The organism is Synechococcus sp. UW179A, assembly GCF_900473965.1.
GTDB lineage: Bacteria > Cyanobacteriota > Cyanobacteriia > PCC-6307 > Cyanobiaceae > Synechococcus_C.
Window position 1 is genome coordinate 83,176 of record NZ_UCNJ01000004.1, and the last position, 18,453, is coordinate 101,628.

The window sequence follows — 18,453 nt, forward strand, 5'->3', positions numbered from 1 at the left end:
ATGGTCGGCCGCACTTGCTTGATCAGCATGGCTCTTGCCACGCTAATTCCGGCCTCCTTGCCGGCAAGCTCCATGGAAGCTGAGAACAAGATCACCCAGCTTTGCCTTGCTGGCTTCAAGACAGCCATGAGCCAGGCTGGGAAAATCCCTCCTGAGGGGATGGGGGATTTCACCTGTGCCTGCTTTCTCAGGGAAATGAACCAGGGCAATTCAATTCAGTGGCAATCTCTGCTGAGCACGATTGAAGCGGCACAGGAAACCTGCAAACAGGAGGCTGCTGAACGCTTCAAAATCTGAATTGCATCAGCAGTTGACCAGGGTTTCGCATAAAAACTGAGCTCTCCATCGGTGAGTCAGGGAATTTGATCCGAACACCAGCAATTCACTCATCAACACGCCAGCAGGGAATCAGACATTGGAATCAGACATTGTTTTCCCATCTCTTCCCTGTCCAGGCTGTAGCGTGTAGAAGCATCAGCTTCATCGTTCGGCTCTGATCGGCTCGCTCCCCCCGGCTTCAGCTTCTCGGCTACAGCATCAAGGACTTTCCAATTCGGACCACGGCTTCACTGATCAAATGTCCATCGGTCCCAACAGGAAATGACCATTTACATCGGCAATCTCTCCTTCCAGGCTGAGCAGGAAGACCTGCTTGACCTGTTCAGCCAGTACGGCGAAGTGAAGAGCGCCAGCCTTCCTCTCGATAGAGAAACGGGTCGCAAGCGCGGCTTCGGCTTCGTTGAAATGAACACTGACGAGGACGAGCAAAAAGCAATCGACGATCTCCAAAACGTCGAATGGATGGGCCGGATGATCCGTGTCAACAAGGCCACACCTCGCGAGCGCAGTGGCGGCGGTGGCGGCGGCCGCGGTGGTTATGGCGGCGGCGGCCGCGATGGCGGCGGCGGCGGCTACGGCGGTGGTGGAGGCAATCGCTGGTGATTAAGGCCTTGGAGCCGGTTCAGAGAGCCGGCTCCTGCTCCAATCCATCCAGCAGCTGATCACGAACAAGAGCACGTCGCCTCAAACGATCACTCACGTTCAGGGGTTCAGAGCGCTCCCATTCATGCTGAAGGCTGGGGATCCTGCAGCGCAGGACCTGCCGATGAAGATGTGCCAAATACCGATGAAAGCGGTTCAGTGCGCGTGAACGGGTCATGCAACCTCCTCGTTCTCTTCTTCCGGTCTACCTCGGCTGTCACCGAAACCTAGCGTCCACGCAATACAACGCTTGATTGAGCACACAGATGCTGAGATGCACTGCAAACACCGAGCTTGCACTGGCTTAGATAGGCCAGACACTGCGACATCGCTGTAGAAAGCATCCGATGGTGGTGCTGAGCGGCCAATCGCTGCTGCTGCTGCTGCCAATCGCCTTGGGAGTCGCTGCCAGCACGCTCTCAACAAGGGTTTATTATTGCGAATGCGTGCTTATCAGTTGTCGCGATGCGCTGAGGGAAAAGAGGAAGGAATGCGCATTGATATTGAGACACGCCTACAGGCTCACAGACAAGCTCAAAGCAACGTCTGCCGACACAGATCAACCAAAGCAGCGCCTCTCACAGGGCCTTGCAGAGACCACACAGAAGCCTCTCTAAGTCACGCCAAGCACCAACGCCAGGGAGTCGGAGTTGATCGCTGCTGCTGAACGAGTATTGCCCGGAGTTGCTAGTTGATTGCAGCCTTGATTACTAATTAAGCACTGACTATCTCTGCTCAACTGCGCTCAATCGTCCCAGGCATTGAAGGCTGATTTGTGGGCTGTTTGGGGTGATTGAAGCATAAAAAAGGCCCTGTAAATGCAGAGGCTTTGAGTGTGTAAGTTTTGAAGCCGAAGGGGAAAAATTATGGACACCAGATTTTTACCAGCAACAACCTGCCCCACAGTGTGAGCCAAAGCCACCAGTTTTGGTATTCTTCTCTGCCCCCCAACACCACAGCCTCCAGCCATGCCTTCTAGTTCCTCTTTACTGATTTCAGTAATCTTATCAGCAGTGAATTCGAAGCCGTGTTCTTTAGCGATGCCCACGACGTCTTCAGGTGACTTAGCTGCTTTTAGCTTGGCTTGAAGATTGGAATCACCTTTCACTTTTTCCAGGAAGGCTTGGAGTTGTTCTACTGACATGAGTGGCAGGTCTTTTCAGCAGTCATAGCAACGGTCTGCTGCAGTGTCTTTGGCTAATACTTACTGCGCTCAATCGTGCCAGGTATTGAAGGCTTATTGATGGTCTTTTTGGGGTGATTGAAGCAATAAAAAGCCCTGTCAATTTCAGAGGTTATTCGAGCGTGTAAGCTGTTGGTGAGTCACTGAGTTGTTAGTGGCAGTTATGGTGGGCAAATGATGATGGGCAGTATTAAAGAGGGGGTGTCAGTGATGGATGGATGTAAAATGCAGTGTCCACCTGCCACACCTTCCAGCTCCTCGTCAGAGAGCTTTGGATTAGTTAGGTCGTCAGCAGAAATACTAAACCCAGCTTCTTTTGCAATCGCAACTACTGCATCAGGATTAGCTGCTGCTTTGAGCTTTTCCTGAAGGCTGGTGTCGCCTTTGACTTTTTCAAGGAACGCTTTGAGTTGCTCTTCTGACATGGGATAGGTGCTAATAGAGCTGTTGTAGCACTGGTTCAGCAAAACCTCCGCTCGTGGCGGGGCTGGTAAATATTTAGTCGGGAGATTAATAGCCACAATCAGCGAACCTGATCGTTTATGGAATGGGACGTACTCAACGCAAGCTTCCTGCAGGTCACGCCTTTCACATCACACTCAGATGCAATAGCCGTCAGTTTCTGATTGCCAAAGGATTGAGGCGTGATGTGCTTCTAGCTGTGCTCTCTAAAGCCAAGCAAAAGGTGCCCCATAGGTTGTATGCGGTGTGCCTGATGGCTAATCACCTGCATTTGCTGTTGCGTCCTGATGATGCAAATGAATTGCCAAAGCTGATGCATTGGTTTGGTTGGTATTCAGCGATGGCACTTAATCGCCTGAGTGGTCGTTGCGGGCACTTTTGGGAGGCGAGGTATTACGCCACTGCAATTGCTCCAACAGACCACAGGCGAGTGCTGAATACATTGCGTTATATCCACGCCAATCCAAAGGCAGAAGGAATAAGAAAAGGGTTTTATGACCCCTATTCCAATTACGGGCATTACGGACGGTTGGCATGTGATGGCATCAGCGAATGGCACCCAAGCTTTCTGCAACTGGCATCAAGCCTGAAGGGATGTTCCAGGCGATATGCACGGTTCTGCCAGAACTACCGGCACAAAAGCAAAGGCGGCTCTAGGCGCCATTGGGGCTCAAGGATGCTGAAACGACTGGTTGAAACCAATAGAAGTGCCAGAAGCAAGAAGAACCGGGTGTCACCAGGACAGCAGAAGTTACGCTTTGCATTTGATATTTGCCTCAATCAAATTCCAGAGGAGTGGCATCAGGTGGCGGTGAGATTTAGACGAGCGAATGGCATCCGTGATGGCGACATGGGGCGAAGGTTTTGGCAGTTGCGTTGAGGGAATAAGGGTAGATGTAGGGCTAAAGAATGCTGAGGTTTTATTTGCTCTGCCTTGCATTTTTTGTGGATGGATTAGGCGACTGGGCGGCTGAAAGCTATGACTATTTTGTTGTCAGTGGTGCCAGGTATCGGAGACTAATGGCGGGCTTATTTGGTTGATTGAAGAAATAAAAAGCCCCTGTCAATGCAGGGGCTTTGATGAGTAGGCTTAATTCAACAGCATGGAGCTAGTCCGTGAGTGCAGTGTCCCGTGTGTCCTTTTCCGCCGCCGTGTGTTGCCGGACAGATGTATAACCCAGTGTCAGTGTAGTTTCCGCCAGCTACGCTTTCCAGCTCTTCTTCTGAAAGTTCTGATTGAGCGTTCTTCAAGTCATCGGCAGAGATGCTAAATCCCTCCTCTTTGGCAAGAGAAACCACAGCATCAGCATCCGAAGCAGCTTTCAGCTTCTCCTGAAGGCTGGTGTCTGCTTTGACCTTCTCTAGAAAGGCTTTGAGTTGCTCTTCTGTCATGGCTATCAGTTCTGATCAAAGATAATACCATCGGCCTGCTGCAGCGCCTTTTGTTAACAATTACTGCGCTCAATCGCGGCATAAATTATAGAATAATTGATGCTTTATTTTGATCCCAATTATTTCAACGACTGGGCATGGTCAAACAAATCCTATCCAATTTGATTTTTGGGAGGAAAGTCGCAATACGGAGGAAAACTAAGTTTCGCTGAATTGACCTGGCATCCTCCAGCTGCACTTTCCAATTCGGCATCATCCACTAATGATTGAAACTCCCCTGCAAGGATTGAAAATCCAGTTTCTTTTGCAATCGAAACCACCGCATTGGCATCAGCTGCGGTTTTGAGCTTCTCTTGAAGGCTGCTGTCAGCTTTGACTTTCTCTAGGAACGCTTTGAGTTGCTCTTCTGACATGGGTGATTGGCCAGTACAGAAGACTTAGCCATGGCCTGCAGCAGCGTCACCCGCACTCCGGGCACCATCCGGCCTGGTCTTGCCAAGTGGGGCTCCAGTGGCGGCAACGCTTGATCAAGTGATCGCCCTGCTGCAGCTGCTGCTGCCTGAGGTTGCAGGCCACCATCGTTCGGCAGTGGCCATCCACGCCATAGGCGAAGTGCTGACAGGTGAGGCAGATGCGCGAACCCTTCCAGTTCTGCAGCTCTCGCTCGTCAATGAAATCCCATTCCTCCATGCGCGGACCACCCAACGACCTAGCAACAGTACGTCTGTACTACTGCCTAGAAGGGTATGGATGCAACACGTTCAGCGATCTCTTAGGGATCTCTTCAAAGGGGATGGGAATGCGCCAAAGGAGAGCAGCAAGACGCAGGCTTGCGACTGCTCCGCTGCTAAGCAAGTCGCGGCCAAGAGCCAAGTGATCGTCGTAGAAACGATGGAGAAACCGTTGTAGAACCCCTCCTTTCGTCGTAATCAAAACCAGTCAGAGCTTGACAGGTGGCTCAACGCTTGAATGAAGCTGTTAACACCCAGAGCGGATGCCTCAATTCAAGCCCCATGCCAGCGAGCAGGCGCCTCTGATTCGTTTGTTCAAGCATCTGCGCCCATACCGCCAGAGGGTTTGGAGTGCTGCCAGCTGCTCGGTGATCAACAAAATCTTCGATCTAGCACCACCGGTACTGATTGCTCTTGCAGTGGACGTGGTTGTTCAGCAGGACACGTCCTGGCTTGCTCAGCTCGGAGCCACCACGGTACTCAGTCAGTTAATCGTGCTGGCAATACTCTCTTTCCTGGTCTGGACGGCTGAATCCTTTTTTGAGTACCTGTATGGCCTGCTCTGGCGAAACCTGGCCCAGAGCGCTCAACACAGCCTGCGCCTTGAGGCTTATGACCATCTCCAGAGACTGGAGATGGACTTCTTCGAACACGACAGCAGTGGACGGCTGCTCACGGTGCTCAACGATGACATCAATCAGCTTGAGCGATTTCTGAACCATGGAGCTAATGAGATCCTGCATCTCATCACCACAGTGCTGCTGGTGGGTTGTTTGATGACGGTGTTGGCTCCGGGTGTGGCGCTCTTCGCCTTCCTGCCAATCCCAATCATTCTCTGGGGCTCACTCAATTTCCAGCGCCGGCTTGCCCCACGCTACGGCGATGTACGCCGACGAGCAGGAGACATGGCCTCAAGGCTCACCAACAACATTGGAGGGATGCTCACCATCAAAAGCTTTGCTCAAGAAGGCTGGGAGCTTGAACAGCTCCGAAGGGAAAGTGATGCCTACAGGGAATGCAACCGACATGCCATCAGGATCTCCGCCGCTTTCATTCCACTGATCCGTTTCGCCATTCTGTTTGCGTTCCTGGCAATCCTGCTGGTCGGGGGAGTTCAAGCCAGGAATGGCGTGATCGCAGTTGGAACCTACAGCTTTCTTGTCTTCATCACCCAGAGATTGCTCTGGCCACTCACAACTCTTGGCCGCACGCTGGATGACTACCAACGCGCCATGGCCTCAACCCAGCGGGTTCTGGATCTGATCGACACACCGATACAGATCGCTGGTGGAAGCCGCCGCGTAGCCGCAGATCAGGTGCGTGGAGACATCCGTTACGAGCTGGTCGATTTCGCTTATCGAAATCGACCCGTTCTGCTGAACAAATTCAACCTAAACATTCCTGCGGGGAAAACACTTGGAATTGTCGGAGCTACCGGTTCAGGCAAAAGCTCTCTAATAAAACTCTTGCTGAGGCTTTATCCCCTCAATTCAGGGAGAATCTTTCTGGATGAAATCCCTATTGAACAATTGCGACTCGATGATCTTCGGCGCTCCATCGCGCTTGTCAGTCAAGACGTCTATCTCTTTCACGGCAGCGTAAGTGAAAACATCGCCTACGGAGCACCCAACGCCTCGTCGAAGCAGGTACGTGACGCCGCTCGCGAGGCCGAAGCACTTGAGTTCATCCAGGCACTGCCGGAACAGTTCGACACAGTCGTTGGAGAGAGAGGACAACGACTCTCAGGAGGGCAGCGCCAACGCATCGCATTAGCAAGAGCGATTCTGAAAAATGCTCCTGTGTTAATCCTTGATGAAGCGACCGCTGCAGTCGACAACGACACAGAAGCTGCGATCCAGCGTTCACTGATGCGCATCACCGCGAACCGCACCACATTGGTGATTGCTCATCGACTCAGCACGGTTCGACATGCTGATCGCATCGTTGTCATGGACCACGGTTGCATCGTGGAAGATGGCACCCATGAACAACTGCTGCATCAAGCTGGTGTCTACGCCGATCTCTGGCGCGTTCAGGCCGGACTGCGCCGCGATGAAGCACTGATCCTTTGATGTTGCCCCTGCTCGCTGCGGCATCACCGGGGCTCACGTCGCTGTCCCACTTGGCACATCAGCCATTGGGAAGCTTCGCGTTGCTCTTGGCGCTGGCAATGCTGGTTCCACCCCTGTTCAGGCGAACAGGCCTTCCCGATCTCGTCGGCCTACTGCTCGCTGGCGTCCTAATGGGCCCCAGCGTTCTCAACCTTCTGCAGCCCGATGGTGAGACCCTTCAACTCGTTTCTGACATCGGCGCGATCTATCTCCTGTTCATTGTTGGACTGGAAATTGATCTCGATGAATTCAATCGAGTACGCAGTCGATCTCTGACCATTGGAGTTCTCCATTTTGTCGGTGGCATGGCAACAGGGGGAGTCATCGGACTCCTACTCGGCTATCCGCTGGTGCCCTGCCTGCTGATCGGGAGCCTGATTGCAACGCATACCCCTTTGGGCTATCCAATCGTGCGCAGTTATGGAGCGCAACGAGATGAGGCCGTCGTGGTCAGCGTGGGCAGCACAATTCTCACCGATATCGCCTCTCTGGTCGTACTTGCGATCGCCATCGGTCTTGGCAGGCACTCCTTTTCACTCATTAATCTGGCCGGCTTGATCGCCAGCGTCGCAATCTTTGCGGTAGCAGTCGTCGTCATCATTCGCACGGTCGGACGCAGGATCTTCCGCGGAAGCGTCAACGACGAAAGTCGGATCTTCCTCACCATCCTGCTCATCCTGTTCATCGCTTCGCTTGGTGCGGAACTTGCCGGCGTAGAAAAAATCGTCGGGGCCTTTCTGGCTGGACTGGCGGTGAACTCCGTGCTGCCAGAGGGAAAGTCAAAACAGCAGGTGATTCTGGTTGGTGCGGCTCTGTTCATCCCCATCTTTTTCATTCACCTTGGCCTGCTGCTCGATCTGAGCAGCCTCAAAAACTCCATCACCCATTTTCAACTGCCTGTCTTGATGGTGATCGGTGTCATCAGCTGCAAAGGGGTCGTGAGCCTGATTGCCGGTCGGGCCTTCCGGTACAACGGCAACCAGATGGTGATGATGTGGTCGTTGGCCATGCCACAGGTCGCTGCAACACTGGCCACAGCATTCATTGGCTACGAGGCCGGATTGCTCGACCAAACGGTGCTGAATGCCGTTCTGGCGATGATGGTGGTGACCGCAACCCTCGGCCCGACCCTCACCGCACGATCGGTCAGGCAACTGGTGGAACCAAAACGAACAAGGCGCAGCAACGCAGTGCTTAGCGATGACGCCTCATCAGACGATGTCACCCCATTCGATGTGGTCAGCCGGCCACTGACCATCGTCGTTCCGATCGCGAATCCTTCCACCGAACAGGGGCTGCTGAGCATTGCCTCACGACTCCTGAGCGGCGGTGCCGAAATGCAGGGTCAATTGCTGCCCCTTGCTCTGGTATGTCCCAGCCTTGAAGAAGCGAGAGGTGGGTTGAATCGTGCAGTGGCATCTGCCCGAGAGAGGCTGTCCCAGGCTGCGACTATCGGCAGGCAGCTGCAGGTGAGAACCCGCTGCCTGCTGCGACTGGATGAAGATATTGCAGGCGGAATGAGTCGCAGCGCCCTTGAACAGGGTGCTGATCTGTTGATGATTGGAGCCGGACGACCGGACAAGGTGAGGCGCTGGTTCTTCGGTGACCTCGTGGACGGGGTCTGCCGCACTGCACATTGCCCAGTTGTGGTGGTCAACCTTGCTGAACGTCAGGTGGAATCACTTCGACGAATTCTTGTTCCAATCAAAGATCTCTCCGCCAGCGCCCGCGAACAGTTTGAACTCGCCCAGCGAATTCTCGCGAGCCAATCCAGCGAGCAGGGCCTGATCACACTTCTGCATATCGTTGATCCTCGACTCAATCGATCTGAACGTATCCGGATCGAACATGAGCTGCGTCGTTGGCAACCTCGCAACAGCATGGGCGCCAACATTCGCATTCAGCTCACGTACGGACCAGGAGTTGAAACCAAGATCGAACTCAGCAGCCGCGATCACGATCTGGTGATCTTGCGCTCTCAGCGCCGTCAAGTTGCAGGATTGCCCATCCCCGCGAGTGATCGAACCAGCAATCTGGTGTCTCTGCTGAATTGCGCTTCGATGGTGATCAGCGAGCCCCTGACCTGAACCAGAACAACCAAGAAAGGAATCGTTAAGAAATTGAGATTTTGGGCTTAAAGTACGGAAATGGATGATGCGAGAAAAGTTCGGCCAAAAACCTTGCTCCTGTCTGCCATCGTTGGGCTGACGGGCGGTTTTTTGCTGGCGATTCCCCTCAGTCGCTCGCTCATGCCCGAATCCGAAGCTCCCCTGCTGCTGCCTGTCAGCAACCCTTTTTCAGCCTGGTCCGTCTTCGATAACCGCGAGATTCTTGTGCTCGGCGTTGATGAGGGTGGCGGCAACACCGATGCAATTTTCACGTTGAAAGTGGAAGGAGGCCGCACCTCCATCACCCAGATCCCTAGAGATAGCTTTATCGATTCCCATAGCTTCGGGCCTGTCAAAGCCAATGCTCTCTATGCCTACGGAGGGCATGAAGCCGTGAAGACGGAGTTATCAAGGCTGATGGGTCGACCGATCGACCACCACATCCTTGTGAACCTCAATGGAATCCGAACACTCAGTGATCTAGTAGATGGCGTAGAAGTCGATGTCCCCAAACGCCTTTACTACCGCGACAACAGTCAGGGACTGCTGATTGATCTGCAACCTGGACCGCAGCTGCTCAAAGGTCGAGACCTTGAGGGTTTCCTGCGCTGGAGACATGATGAGGAAGGTGACCTGGGTCGTCTGGCACGACAGCAGCTCGTGCTGAAAAGCCTTTTCAGCCGACTCACCCGTCCTGAACACCTCGTGAAACTTCCAGCCCTGATCAAAGAGGCAGGCAACAACCTTGAGACCGATCTGGGTGCAATGGAGCTGGGCGGATTGATCACGGCTATGGGGCTGACGGAACTGGAAACCGAACGTCTTGATGCACGCCCCTTCTATCGGAACGGAATCAGTTATCTCGACACTGAATGGCCTGCGCAACAGAGCGGTGGTGAAGCCAGTGAATCCAGCAGCCGGCGCTACCGCTTCCTCTACTGAGCCAACGACGAGCCTTCATCGCCTAAGCCATTCACAATGGCGACGCCGGCGGTTGCATCTGTGGACAGGAATCTGCTGCGACAGAGCATCAGGCTCGGGGTAAGCATCCTGATTACCTGCGCCATTGCTCAGCACTTCCAGCGCATCACCTATCTCTGGTATCCACTTCTGGCTGTCAACCTGATCGTCGACGACCAGGACGAGAACAGTATTCGAGCTGCCCGAGGACGCATCCTCGGAACAGTGACAGGTGGGCTAATCACCTTTCTGGTGCATTCGATCATGAGTGGCTGGATCGGCATCCTAATGAGCCTGTTGATCACGATTCCGCTGCTGCGGCGGTTTGGCTGGGCCAGTGGCATGTCCACAGCCGTGACAGTCACCGTCATGTTTCTGGGCATTCACGAATACGCCACGCTGAGCTGGGACTACGTGCTCAACCGCAGCATCGACACGCTGGTGGGAATCGTCGTGGCACTGGTGATGGGTCGTCTGCTCTGGCCGAAGAATCGACTGGCTCGCATGCAATACCTACATGAACAGCTCACCAAGCTTCTGCAAACAAGGGTCGAAGCCCACAGTCTTGCGCTGCAGGGCATGGGCTCTCCTCCACCTGAAATCCAACCTGCAGTAATCACGAACCAGCTTCTGGAGCTGCAGCGCCTGATCAATGTGGAGCTGAGTCTGGGGCCTCGTCATGTGCAGCGACTAGATCGCGATCATTGGCGCCAATGCCTCAGTTTGTGGCGCTGCCAACAGGTGCGCTGGATACTCGTGGAACGGCTGATTGAGCGGCTTCACCGCGACAAGGGGAGCGAATATCTCCCTGCACTTGGGAGATACCTGGTTGAACGACCAGCACCCCGACGTCGACTGGATCTGAACGGCTGCGATGAAGGGTTGTCGTTACCTCAACGGATCGCTCTTGAAGAGCAGGTGACTCGCTTCCGACGGGTGCTGACGTGCCAGCAACTACTCAATGCTGAGCGATCATCATGAGCGGCAGTAGAAAACAACCCAATCGCTGGATCCAACGGTCCGACATTCGGCTCGCCCTGGTGACGGGTCTAGGTGCAGGCTTCGGGTTGCTCAACACTGTTCCTTACGGCTACTACGTGCCTCTTTGCACAGCCGCGGTGCTGTCGGGAAGCTACGGCAACTCGATGAAGCTGAGCATTCAACGCATCCTCGGGTCGGTGATGGGTGTGTTGATCGCGGTGCTCTTCTCGCGCGGCCTTGAACTTCCTCTACCCCTTGGGCTCGGTCTTGCTCTCGCCAGCGTTCGTCTGCTCGGAGGTGCTCTTGGATTGCAGGTGGGATACAAGGTCGCCGGCAACATCGTGATCATGGGCTGGCTAGTCCACAGCGCAGAGGAATCAATCTGGGGCATGGCTCGCCTGTTCTGGACAGCCTTCGGCATCGCACTATCGCTGTGGGCAACTCGCTACGTCTGGCCCAGTGGCACGATTCCGTCGCTTCATCGGCAGTTCGCCCGCTTCATCGACGAACTAATCCAAGAATTTGAGCTAGAGAGACAACGGCTGGAGGCGGAAACTCCCACACGAATCTCAATGACCAATCGCAGGGACCGACGCACCGAGATCCTGCAACAACTCAATGCCCTGAGACAGCAACGGGATCAGGCCCAAGTGGAACTAGGCCTAAATCCGGAGAACCACCCGCTGCACCAGCTCTGGACAGCACTTGATTTACTGATCTCCCAGCTGATTTCAGTGCTGGACGGCTTGCGAGGATTACCGGCACCAATCCAGTCACCGCTCAGCATCAAAGCCCTTCATCTTGAAGAGGCGGAAGTTATCAAGCATCAGATCAAACTCTTGACTGCCCTGTCCGGAAACCTGCGCCAGCCCGATTTAACCGAGAAGCAGTGCCTGGATCTGCAAGCCCTGATGGTGCTGAACAGAGATCTAGAAGCAGTGGCTGAACAGCTGACGACCAGCCTCGAATTGCATGCTGGACGCAAGGGCAAGGAGGCAGACATTTCCCCAGAGCGGATGCGACAGATCGTTCTGCGCACATCCCTGATTGAGCATGGAGCTTCCGTGATGCACGACTGCCTGCCGGGAATGGCCAGATCGAAGCCTGTCACTTCAACTCGCTGAAGTTGTTGTACGGCGTCAGGATCAAGGCCCTCAAGGACACCAGGCTCATCCCTTGATCAGGTCGTTCATCAGGGGTTCATTTCTGATCCCGATTGTTGGCCTGCTGTTACCGGCGGCCTCTACAGCCACTCCAGATGGAGGAACTCCAGCGCGCCTGAATTACGGCGGCAATACCTATCAGCTCGAACGCAGCTGGAGCGAACTGAACCAACAACTCGACAGCCTGGACACGCTGTTGGGCCCTGCGACAGACCTTGATGATTCGGACGACCTAAAGGCGCCGGAACTGCCATCCAATCTCATCGACGCCAACCGCCCGGCAGAAGATGCTCTCAGTGAAGAAGACAGCATTCCAGATCCACCTCTCAGTCTTCCTGGACTGGCTGATCAAAACTCCAAGGTGAAATCCGTAAGCCTGAAGCAGGCCATCGCGATTGCCTTCCGCAACAACCCCGAACTTCAGATTCAACGGGAGCAGATAGCTGCGCAGGGCGCCAGGGTCGCCTCGCTCTCAGGGGCTTACTGGCCCACCATCAGCGTGTTTGCCGATCTAGAGGGTTTCCAGAACGGCAGCACCACCTTTTCGCCTTACGGCAACAACAACTTCGGATTTGGTTCTCTGTTCGCTAAAGAGGGCCAGACACCCAATTTCGCGCTCACCAAGAACGACAAGAAGATCAGCGGCAGTACTTCAGGCCCCTTCTACATACCAGCAGGAGGGGGGTTATATGCCGACTCCAATGGCGTTGACTCGCAAGCGGGCCTGCAACTCAACTACGCGCTGATCGATTTCGCCCGCACGCCAAGGGTCCGCTCCGCCGATGCCAAGCTGCAGCAGTTCAAACAGCAGTACGCCAACCAGCTCCGAGCGCTGCAACTCGAGATCAGTGAGGCTTACTACCAGCTTCAGCTGAATGAGCAGTTGGTACGCATTCGTGATGCAGTGGTACGAACCGACTTGATCGTGCTGGAAGATACGCTGAATCTCAAACAGGCAGGGCTCGTACCGCGGGTGGATCTTTTGCGCCGCAATGCAACCCTCGCAACTGATCAGGAGGAACTGATCCAGGCTCTGGCGGATCGAGCTGTTTCAAGAAGAGCGTTATGGACCCTGTTAAATCTGCCCGCCGATGTGGTTCCTAGTGCAGGCGACGCAATCAGGCTGGCACCAGCCTGGCCACTGAGTCTTGAACAGTCCTTGCTAGCCGCCTACGACAGCAACCCCGAGCTTGATGCGATCCTCGCCACGCGACGGGCCCTGGCATTGCAGCAGGACGAAACGGCAGCTCAGCTCCTGCCCAAGCTGAGCCTGTTCGCGTCCGTGGGAGGCATGGCATCGGTAGAACGCACTTTCAACTTCTCTTTAATGGGCGAAGGATGCTGCGGTGGCACGTTTTTTCCCCTCGAGCAGGTGGCGGGATACGACTGGTCGGTTGGGCTCGCTTTCAACTGGATGATTTTCAATGCTGGTGCAACGGCGAACGCCGTGAAAGCCCTTTCTTTGCAGGAGCAGGCAGCAAGCCAGTCGTACGCGGCCACCCGCAACAGCATCCGGCTTCGCCTCGAACGGGCTTTCCTGAATCATGAAGCAAGTCTGGCCAAGCTGGTTTCGGCGCGGCGTGCAGTAGGAGCAAGCAAGGAAGCCTTCCGAGACAGCACACTCCGCTACAAGACAGGACTCACCAATGAAGTGGATCTCTCAGTGACTCAGACACAGCTGGTTGATTCACTGGTGAACCGCCTAATCGCAACTGTGGATGTGAATGTGACCTACGCCCAGCTGTTGCGTGAACTTCTGCCGATGCCAAGGGATCCCGACTCAACTGTTCCCACGGAGCTGACCCTGGAAGGGTTCTCAATGCATGAACTGAATCAACCCTGACCAGCCGAACATCTGGGAATCAGGATTGATAACTAGCGCTGAGCGAATACTGGCTTGTCTTGCAAACTAATAGCAGATTTGATGATTCATTAAATCCCGCCTATGTCTGCTCAATTGCGCTCAATCGTGCCAGGTATGGCGACGAAGTCGTCACCTATTGAAGGCTGATTGTTGGTCTTTTTGGGGTGATTGAAGAAATAAAACCCCCCTGAGGAGGCAGGGGCTCTTATGAGTAAACTCCTAACAAGTAAACAACATCAAAAATCTTCAATTTGGATGGTCGCACAGCAGAGCTATCTCAAGAGAAAAGCGGCGTAAAATATTTTCACCGCAGGGATGAGGTGGAACTGTCATCAGTCCTCCAGACGCGCCTTCGAGCTCCTCATCAGAAACCTTTGATTGAGCTTGTTTCAAGTCATCAGCAGAAATCGTAAAACCTGCATTTTTCGCAATCTCAGCAACAGTATTGGTATCCACTGCCCTTTTGAGCTTCTCCTGAAGGCTGGTGTCACCTTTGACCTTCTCTAGGAACGCCTTGAGTTGCTCTTCTGACATGGTTAGTAGGTCTTTTAAGCAGTCATAGCAACGATGCTTTGAAGTGTCTTTGATTAATACTTACTGCGCTCAATCGTGCCAGGTATTGAAGGCTGATTTATGAGCTTATTGGCGAGGTTGAAGAAGTAAAAAGCCCCTGCGGTTGGAGGGGCTTTGATTCAGAGTAGGCTGCTGCTCAACCTGGGAGCACGGACTGGCGGCTGTTGTGTCTTGCCTGGGCGCGATAATCCCAAAGGAGCCTCGTCAACGACTCCGCCAGCTATACCTTCCAATTCCTCTTCAGACATCTCTGATTGAGCGTTCATCAAGTCGTCAGCAGAAATACTAAATCCCGCCTCCTTTGCAATAGAGACCACAGCATCAGGATTAGCTGCTGCTTTTAGTTTCGCTTGCAGATTGTCGTCTCCGTGAACCTTCTCAATAAAGGCTTTGAACTGTTCCTCTGACATAGGTTCCAGGAGTCTTTACCGGTTATAGCAACGGTCTTCTGCAGTGTCTTTGACTAACAATTAAAGTGCTCAATCGTGCCAGGTATGGCGACGAAGTCGTCACCTATTGAAGACTGATTGTTGGTCTTTTTGGGGTGATTGAAGAAATAAAACCCCCCTGTGGTGGTAGGGGTTTTTATGAGTAAACTACAACCAACTAACCACCCCAGCCAGCAAGAACAGGAAGCAAGGAAAACCAGCACCCAAGGGTTCCACCGCAGTTCCGAGGATCAAAACCGCCAGCCACGTTTTCCAGTTCCTCTTCTGAAACCTCTGATTGAGCGTTCTTCAAGTCATCAGCAGAGATGCTAAATCCCGCCTCTTTCGCAATCGCAAGAACTGCGTCTGAATCAGCAGCTGCTTTGAGCTTTTCCTGAAGGCTGGTATCGCTTTGGACTTTGGCGATGAATGCTTTCAGTTGCTCTTCTGACATGGGTATCGGGAATCTTTAATTGTTATAGCAATAATGTCTTTAAGTGTCTTTGGCTAATAATTACTGCACTCAATCGTGGCAGGGATTGGAGGCTAATTGTTGGGCTATTGAATGAGATTGAAGGAATAAAAAGCACCTGCAATTGCAAGCGCTTCAGGTTTGATATGGTTAGTAGTTAAATTAGATTGGCAGGTCACTTAGTTCGGCATTCCAGTTGGACACTATTCCCGCATGCGACCAGCACTGAACATACCCAACCTGTTCGCCCGCCACCCGAAACACCTTCTAGCTCATTTTCACTTAGCTTACTGAGCTTTTCAGCGGTGAATTCATGACCATGTTCTTTAGCAATGCCTATAACATCTTCAGGTGAATTTGCTGCCTGTAGTTTCTCCTGAAGGCTGGTGTCGCCTTTGACTTTTTCAAGGAATGCTTTGAGTTGCGCCTCTGACATGGGTGATTGGCGAGTACAGGAGACTTAGGCATGGCCAGCCACAGTGTCACCCGTACTCCGGGCAACATTCAACCTTGGTCCTAAAACCGAACCTTAAGGGGCGGCTCTTGCCCTATCGAGAAACTTTCAGCAGGACTAAACCAAGATCATCGATCCCGGAGTCACCCATGGATGTTGATCTGATCAGGTGTGAATACCAAGGTTGTCAGTGCACCGTTCAAGTGCCGAAAGCTGTAATACGTCAGGGCAAAGCCTTCTGCTCTGAAGCCTGCGCGGATGGACATGGCTGCGGATGCCATCGGGGATGGTGCCCCTCAGCCATGTTGATCTAAGCCGAATGCCCCCCAACCGTCTTCTTATCTCGCCGCTTGGATGAACTCAACCCTTCGAAACGGGCGCGGTTCTTATTCGGAATGGAGCACTCTGAAACATCAGAGCTGCCGTACTACTTATCTACGGGTCTGGACGACCACCATCGCTCGATGCGATAGCCAAAAATCACGAGAAACACAACAAGCCAGAACCACAGTTCAGGTGGATTGGCATTGAGCAGAATGATCAGCAGAACTAATTCTGAAACCAGCCAGGGAAGTTCCTGACGCAAAAGAGGACGGAGTGACATAAAAAAGTCAGAACATCACTGAGGGGTTCCTGGCTGCCGCAGGAACGGCAGATCCCAGATGCGATCAATGCGGAATGTACGGAACCCGCCGGTAAGCGAACGCAACCCAGGAATGATGTAAGTCACCGGTGAGCGCCACTCCACATAGGCGAACGTATCTACGGTGAGACCTTCGCGGATCGGGAAAACCCCACTGCCCTGCGAAAGCGTCCATCGATAGCCGTCATCAGTGCGGGGGTGACGGTCGAGCTCGATTTCAGCACGCATCACAGGGCCGTGTTCGACAAGCGCTTCTGCCAACTGGTTATTGCCAATCGTGGTGGAGATATCTTCCTGCGTGGCGGGGAGGGTGAGCACACTGCGCACCTTGCCAACGATCCCACCAAAACGACCGCGCTGATTCCAGAGGGGCACAACCTCCACTGGCAAACCAATCGGAAGTCGACGGGCATCCGCAGGAGAGAAATACGACACGGCGATCAGATCACCTCCGGTTTTGCTTTCGCCCTTCGGAGGTCTGGCGTTACGGCCAATGGTGCCTAAACGATCACCAAGCTTGACCGTCTGCCCCTGAATGACCTGAAGATCAAGCACCGTGCCACTGCGCACCGCAGTGACATTGCCGTCAAAGGCGATTCTGGCCTCCATGACCTTGATCTCCCGCTTGAGATCATCGATCTGAAACCGCCGGTCCAGCTTCTCAGACTCGATGTTGAGCTTGATTTGCTGGAAATCGGTGATCTGGTCCCTGCGCTGAATCTTGATGTCATCCAGCTGGACACTTGTCGTGGTGAGGCCCTGTTCCGCAGACACCACCTCCTGTGCCAATGGCGCCACCACCTCCCGTCTCGCCAACCAGTTGAGGTTGTCGAGCTTGCTGTTGTAAGTCGCCTGAAGCCTGGCCAGACGTTTTTCATCGTCGTCTAACTTGGCCAACGCTGTATCAAGAGCCAGCTTGGCTGTGCGAATCCGTAGGGCGTCCCGCTCATCCAGTTCCGCGTTCTGACGCACCAATTGACGCAAGTTTCCTTTCTGCTGGTCGAGCTTCCGTTCCAGCACAGGTAGATACAGAGTCATCAGCACCTGACCCTTGCGCACGCCTTGTCCGACCTCGGTGTTGATGCTCAGGACCTGGCCAGCTGCCCTGGCATTGAGAATCCCAGCATTGTCCGGGTAGATCAAAACGCCGCGTCCTTCCACTTCAGTGGGCACCGGCCAGAACAGAAGCCAAGCACCGAATAGCGTGCCCATGCCGGCCAGTGAGGCGCCGACCTGCTGATGGTCGGTGAGGCCGTTCCATCGGCCCCGAAGACGCTCAACGCGGGAAGACGTAGTCATACACGCCATCTTGCTGGCGATGAACAGTCTCTGTCGGTACTGAGAGGACAGTTCAGATCAACGTCCGAAGTCTTAGATCAACAGTGTGAACGAACTGATCACTGAAGAGAACAGTCCCTGAACCTTCGACCAGCGATCTTCATTGGTGCTGGTCGCCAGGGTGTAGAGGCGACTGCGATCGACCACCACTGTGGCCAGCTCATGGCGATCGCGGTCCTCCAGATGCACGACATATTCCAGGTCATAGAAGACATGACCATCGGAATCACGCTCACTTGCTGCGATCAGCTCGGCATTCCGACCACTGCCGTCAGGAGCGATCACCTCTCGCCGCAATCGCTCGCCGACGGCCACGGCGCTCCCGAGACTCACAAGATCGTCATCGGGGTCAACATCCGAGACGACCAGGCTCACCGTTTCATCACTGTGGATCAGGTCATGAAACACCACAGCAGGCCCGCCGGTCACAGCGACCCGAGTCCAGCCGGTTGGATAAAGGAAGGCATAGCGACCGTCGGGACTCTTGAAGGAGTTGAGGCCGGCGCTGGCACCGCCGCAGGCGCTGAGCATCAGCACACAGAGCAGAACGAGCAGTGACCGGAGCGGTTGACGCAGCAATGAGCGCATTGAGAAAGCTGGATTGAAGTT

23 protein-coding genes are annotated in these 18,453 nt (G+C 53.9%); 10 read left to right on the forward strand and 13 right to left on the reverse strand.

Features of this window, described 5'->3' with window-relative positions:
* Positions 1-297, forward strand: coding sequence for a hypothetical protein (locus tag DXY31_RS02005; RefSeq protein ID WP_114991394.1), 297 nt, complete (start codon positions 1-3; stop codon positions 295-297).
* A gap of 303 nt (positions 298-600) precedes the next feature.
* On the forward strand, positions 601-942 hold the full coding sequence (locus DXY31_RS02010; RefSeq protein WP_114991397.1) for an RNA-binding protein: 342 nt from the start codon (positions 601-603) through the stop codon (positions 940-942).
* Between the two features lie 19 nt (positions 943-961).
* Here DXY31_RS02010 and DXY31_RS02015 read toward each other — a convergent pair whose 3' ends face one another.
* The 3 genes from DXY31_RS02015 to DXY31_RS02030 form a co-directional block, all read right to left on the reverse strand.
* A complete protein-coding gene (locus DXY31_RS02015) occupies positions 962-1,159 on the reverse strand; it encodes a hypothetical protein (protein WP_114991400.1) in 198 nt (65 codons plus the stop codon).
* 567 nt (positions 1,160-1,726) lie between these two features.
* Positions 1,727-2,125, reverse strand: coding sequence for a Nif11-like leader peptide family natural product precursor (locus tag DXY31_RS17815; RefSeq protein WP_114991406.1), 399 nt, complete (start codon positions 2,123-2,125; stop codon positions 1,727-1,729).
* Between the two features lie 200 nt (positions 2,126-2,325).
* The gene (locus tag DXY31_RS02030) at positions 2,326-2,589 is read right to left on the reverse strand and encodes a Nif11-like leader peptide family natural product precursor (protein ID WP_114991409.1); all 264 of its coding nucleotides are present in this window, start codon (positions 2,587-2,589) and stop codon (positions 2,326-2,328) included.
* A gap of 122 nt (positions 2,590-2,711) precedes the next feature.
* Between DXY31_RS02030 and DXY31_RS02035 the strand changes: the two genes are divergently transcribed.
* Positions 2,712-3,506, forward strand: a complete 795-nt coding sequence (locus DXY31_RS02035; RefSeq protein WP_114991432.1) for a transposase — start codon at positions 2,712-2,714, stop codon at positions 3,504-3,506.
* Positions 3,507-3,721: 215 nt separating this feature from the next.
* Here the strand turns inward: DXY31_RS02035 and DXY31_RS02040 are convergent, their stop codons facing one another.
* The 3 genes from DXY31_RS02040 to DXY31_RS02050 all read right to left on the reverse strand — a co-directional run bounded on the left by DXY31_RS02040 (position 3,722) and on the right by DXY31_RS02050 (position 4,708).
* Positions 3,722-4,018 (reverse strand): Nif11-like leader peptide family natural product precursor, encoded by a 297-nt coding sequence (locus DXY31_RS02040; RefSeq protein ID WP_114991436.1) that lies wholly within the window; start codon positions 4,016-4,018, stop codon positions 3,722-3,724.
* Positions 4,019-4,170: 152 nt separating this feature from the next.
* On the reverse strand, positions 4,171-4,431 hold the full coding sequence (locus DXY31_RS02045) for a Nif11-like leader peptide family natural product precursor (RefSeq protein WP_114991439.1): 261 nt from the start codon (positions 4,429-4,431) through the stop codon (positions 4,171-4,173).
* Between the two features lie 46 nt (positions 4,432-4,477).
* The gene (locus tag DXY31_RS02050; RefSeq protein ID WP_114991442.1) at positions 4,478-4,708 is read right to left on the reverse strand and encodes a hypothetical protein; all 231 of its coding nucleotides are present in this window, start codon (positions 4,706-4,708) and stop codon (positions 4,478-4,480) included.
* Positions 4,709-5,012: 304 nt separating this feature from the next.
* On the opposite strand from DXY31_RS02050, the gene DXY31_RS02055 reads away from it, so the two are divergent.
* From DXY31_RS02055 to DXY31_RS02080, 6 genes are read left to right on the forward strand one after another with little or no spacing between them, the layout of a single operon-like run.
* On the forward strand, positions 5,013-6,821 hold the full coding sequence (locus DXY31_RS02055) for an ABC transporter ATP-binding protein (RefSeq protein ID WP_114991445.1): 1,809 nt from the start codon (positions 5,013-5,015) through the stop codon (positions 6,819-6,821).
* Positions 6,821-8,947, forward strand: coding sequence for a cation:proton antiporter (locus DXY31_RS02060; protein ID WP_114991448.1), 2,127 nt, complete (start codon positions 6,821-6,823; stop codon positions 8,945-8,947). Before DXY31_RS02055 ends, DXY31_RS02060 begins: the two co-directional genes overlap by 1 nt.
* Positions 8,948-9,007: 60 nt before the next feature.
* Positions 9,008-9,910, forward strand: coding sequence for an LCP family protein (locus tag DXY31_RS02065; protein WP_114991451.1), 903 nt, complete (start codon positions 9,008-9,010; stop codon positions 9,908-9,910).
* 36 nt (positions 9,911-9,946) lie between these two features.
* Complete coding sequence (locus DXY31_RS02070) at positions 9,947-10,909, forward strand: FUSC family protein (RefSeq protein WP_114991454.1); 963 nt, start codon at positions 9,947-9,949, stop codon at positions 10,907-10,909.
* Entirely contained in the window at positions 10,906-12,033 is a 1,128-nt protein-coding gene (locus DXY31_RS02075; protein ID WP_114991458.1) for an FUSC family protein, read from the forward strand. The genes DXY31_RS02070 and DXY31_RS02075 overlap by 4 nt, the downstream gene beginning before the upstream one ends.
* A gap of 52 nt (positions 12,034-12,085) precedes the next feature.
* Entirely contained in the window at positions 12,086-13,915 is a 1,830-nt protein-coding gene (locus tag DXY31_RS02080) for a TolC family protein (RefSeq protein WP_114991461.1), read from the forward strand.
* Positions 13,916-14,182: 267 nt separating this feature from the next.
* Here the strand turns inward: DXY31_RS02080 and DXY31_RS02085 are convergent, their stop codons facing one another.
* From DXY31_RS02085 to DXY31_RS02100, 4 genes are all read right to left on the reverse strand, one after another.
* Positions 14,183-14,470 (reverse strand): Nif11-like leader peptide family natural product precursor, encoded by a 288-nt coding sequence (locus DXY31_RS02085; protein WP_114991464.1) that lies wholly within the window; start codon positions 14,468-14,470, stop codon positions 14,183-14,185.
* Between the two features lie 158 nt (positions 14,471-14,628).
* On the reverse strand, positions 14,629-14,919 hold the full coding sequence (locus tag DXY31_RS02090) for a Nif11-like leader peptide family natural product precursor (protein ID WP_114991467.1): 291 nt from the start codon (positions 14,917-14,919) through the stop codon (positions 14,629-14,631).
* A gap of 196 nt (positions 14,920-15,115) precedes the next feature.
* The gene (locus DXY31_RS02095) at positions 15,116-15,391 is read right to left on the reverse strand and encodes a Nif11-like leader peptide family natural product precursor (protein ID WP_114991471.1); all 276 of its coding nucleotides are present in this window, start codon (positions 15,389-15,391) and stop codon (positions 15,116-15,118) included.
* A gap of 193 nt (positions 15,392-15,584) precedes the next feature.
* Positions 15,585-15,845: a Nif11-like leader peptide family natural product precursor gene (locus tag DXY31_RS02100; protein ID WP_114991474.1), complete on the reverse strand. Its 261-nt coding sequence runs from the start codon at positions 15,843-15,845 to the stop codon at positions 15,585-15,587.
* A 167-nt stretch (positions 15,846-16,012) separates the two neighbouring features.
* Between DXY31_RS02100 and DXY31_RS02105 the strand changes: the two genes are divergently transcribed.
* Positions 16,013-16,177 (forward strand): metallothionein, encoded by a 165-nt coding sequence (locus DXY31_RS02105; protein ID WP_114991478.1) that lies wholly within the window; start codon positions 16,013-16,015, stop codon positions 16,175-16,177.
* A gap of 113 nt (positions 16,178-16,290) precedes the next feature.
* On the opposite strand, the gene DXY31_RS16675 is transcribed toward DXY31_RS02105, so the two are convergent.
* From DXY31_RS16675 to psbP, 3 genes are all read right to left on the reverse strand, one after another.
* On the reverse strand, positions 16,291-16,467 hold the full coding sequence (locus tag DXY31_RS16675) for a hypothetical protein (protein ID WP_170953499.1): 177 nt from the start codon (positions 16,465-16,467) through the stop codon (positions 16,291-16,293).
* 15 nt (positions 16,468-16,482) lie between these two features.
* A complete protein-coding gene (locus tag DXY31_RS02110) occupies positions 16,483-17,805 on the reverse strand; it encodes an NHLP bacteriocin system secretion protein (protein ID WP_114991482.1) in 1,323 nt (440 codons plus the stop codon).
* A gap of 72 nt (positions 17,806-17,877) precedes the next feature.
* Complete coding sequence (psbP, locus tag DXY31_RS02115) at positions 17,878-18,432, reverse strand: photosystem II reaction center PsbP (RefSeq protein ID WP_114991485.1); 555 nt, start codon at positions 18,430-18,432, stop codon at positions 17,878-17,880.
* Between the last annotated feature and the right edge of the window lie 21 nt (positions 18,433-18,453).

What these genes read in the sequence shown, in the direction of transcription:
- DXY31_RS02005 (WP_114991394.1), top strand. Translation starts at nt 1, where the DNA reads ATGGTCGGCCGCACTTGCTTGATCAGCATGGCTCTTGCCACGCTAATT.
- DXY31_RS02010 (WP_114991397.1), top strand. Translation starts at nt 601, where the DNA reads ATGACCATTTACATCGGCAATCTCTCCTTCCAGGCTGAGCAGGAAGAC.
- DXY31_RS02015 (WP_114991400.1), bottom strand. Translation starts at nt 1,159, where the DNA reads ATGACCCGTTCACGCGCACTGAACCGCTTTCATCGGTATTTGGCACAT.
- DXY31_RS17815 (WP_114991406.1), bottom strand. Translation starts at nt 2,125, where the DNA reads ATGTCAGTAGAACAACTCCAAGCCTTCCTGGAAAAAGTGAAAGGTGAT.
- DXY31_RS02030 (WP_114991409.1), bottom strand. Translation starts at nt 2,589, where the DNA reads ATGTCAGAAGAGCAACTCAAAGCGTTCCTTGAAAAAGTCAAAGGCGAC.
- DXY31_RS02035 (WP_114991432.1), top strand. Translation starts at nt 2,712, where the DNA reads ATGGGACGTACTCAACGCAAGCTTCCTGCAGGTCACGCCTTTCACATC.
- DXY31_RS02040 (WP_114991436.1), bottom strand. Translation starts at nt 4,018, where the DNA reads ATGACAGAAGAGCAACTCAAAGCCTTTCTAGAGAAGGTCAAAGCAGAC.
- DXY31_RS02045 (WP_114991439.1), bottom strand. Translation starts at nt 4,431, where the DNA reads ATGTCAGAAGAGCAACTCAAAGCGTTCCTAGAGAAAGTCAAAGCTGAC.
- DXY31_RS02050 (WP_114991442.1), bottom strand. Translation starts at nt 4,708, where the DNA reads ATGGAGGAATGGGATTTCATTGACGAGCGAGAGCTGCAGAACTGGAAG.
- DXY31_RS02055 (WP_114991445.1), top strand. Translation starts at nt 5,013, where the DNA reads ATGCCTCAATTCAAGCCCCATGCCAGCGAGCAGGCGCCTCTGATTCGT.
- DXY31_RS02060 (WP_114991448.1), top strand. Translation starts at nt 6,821, where the DNA reads ATGTTGCCCCTGCTCGCTGCGGCATCACCGGGGCTCACGTCGCTGTCC.
- DXY31_RS02065 (WP_114991451.1), top strand. Translation starts at nt 9,008, where the DNA reads ATGGATGATGCGAGAAAAGTTCGGCCAAAAACCTTGCTCCTGTCTGCC.
- DXY31_RS02070 (WP_114991454.1), top strand. Translation starts at nt 9,947, where the DNA reads ATGGCGACGCCGGCGGTTGCATCTGTGGACAGGAATCTGCTGCGACAG.
- DXY31_RS02075 (WP_114991458.1), top strand. Translation starts at nt 10,906, where the DNA reads ATGAGCGGCAGTAGAAAACAACCCAATCGCTGGATCCAACGGTCCGAC.
- DXY31_RS02085 (WP_114991464.1), bottom strand. Translation starts at nt 14,470, where the DNA reads ATGTCAGAAGAGCAACTCAAGGCGTTCCTAGAGAAGGTCAAAGGTGAC.
- DXY31_RS02090 (WP_114991467.1), bottom strand. Translation starts at nt 14,919, where the DNA reads ATGTCAGAGGAACAGTTCAAAGCCTTTATTGAGAAGGTTCACGGAGAC.
- DXY31_RS02095 (WP_114991471.1), bottom strand. Translation starts at nt 15,391, where the DNA reads ATGTCAGAAGAGCAACTGAAAGCATTCATCGCCAAAGTCCAAAGCGAT.
- DXY31_RS02100 (WP_114991474.1), bottom strand. Translation starts at nt 15,845, where the DNA reads ATGTCAGAGGCGCAACTCAAAGCATTCCTTGAAAAAGTCAAAGGCGAC.
- DXY31_RS02105 (WP_114991478.1), top strand. Translation starts at nt 16,013, where the DNA reads ATGGATGTTGATCTGATCAGGTGTGAATACCAAGGTTGTCAGTGCACC.
- DXY31_RS16675 (WP_170953499.1), bottom strand. Translation starts at nt 16,467, where the DNA reads ATGTCACTCCGTCCTCTTTTGCGTCAGGAACTTCCCTGGCTGGTTTCA.
- DXY31_RS02110 (WP_114991482.1), bottom strand. Translation starts at nt 17,805, where the DNA reads ATGACTACGTCTTCCCGCGTTGAGCGTCTTCGGGGCCGATGGAACGGC.
- psbP (WP_114991485.1), bottom strand. Translation starts at nt 18,432, where the DNA reads ATGCGCTCATTGCTGCGTCAACCGCTCCGGTCACTGCTCGTTCTGCTC.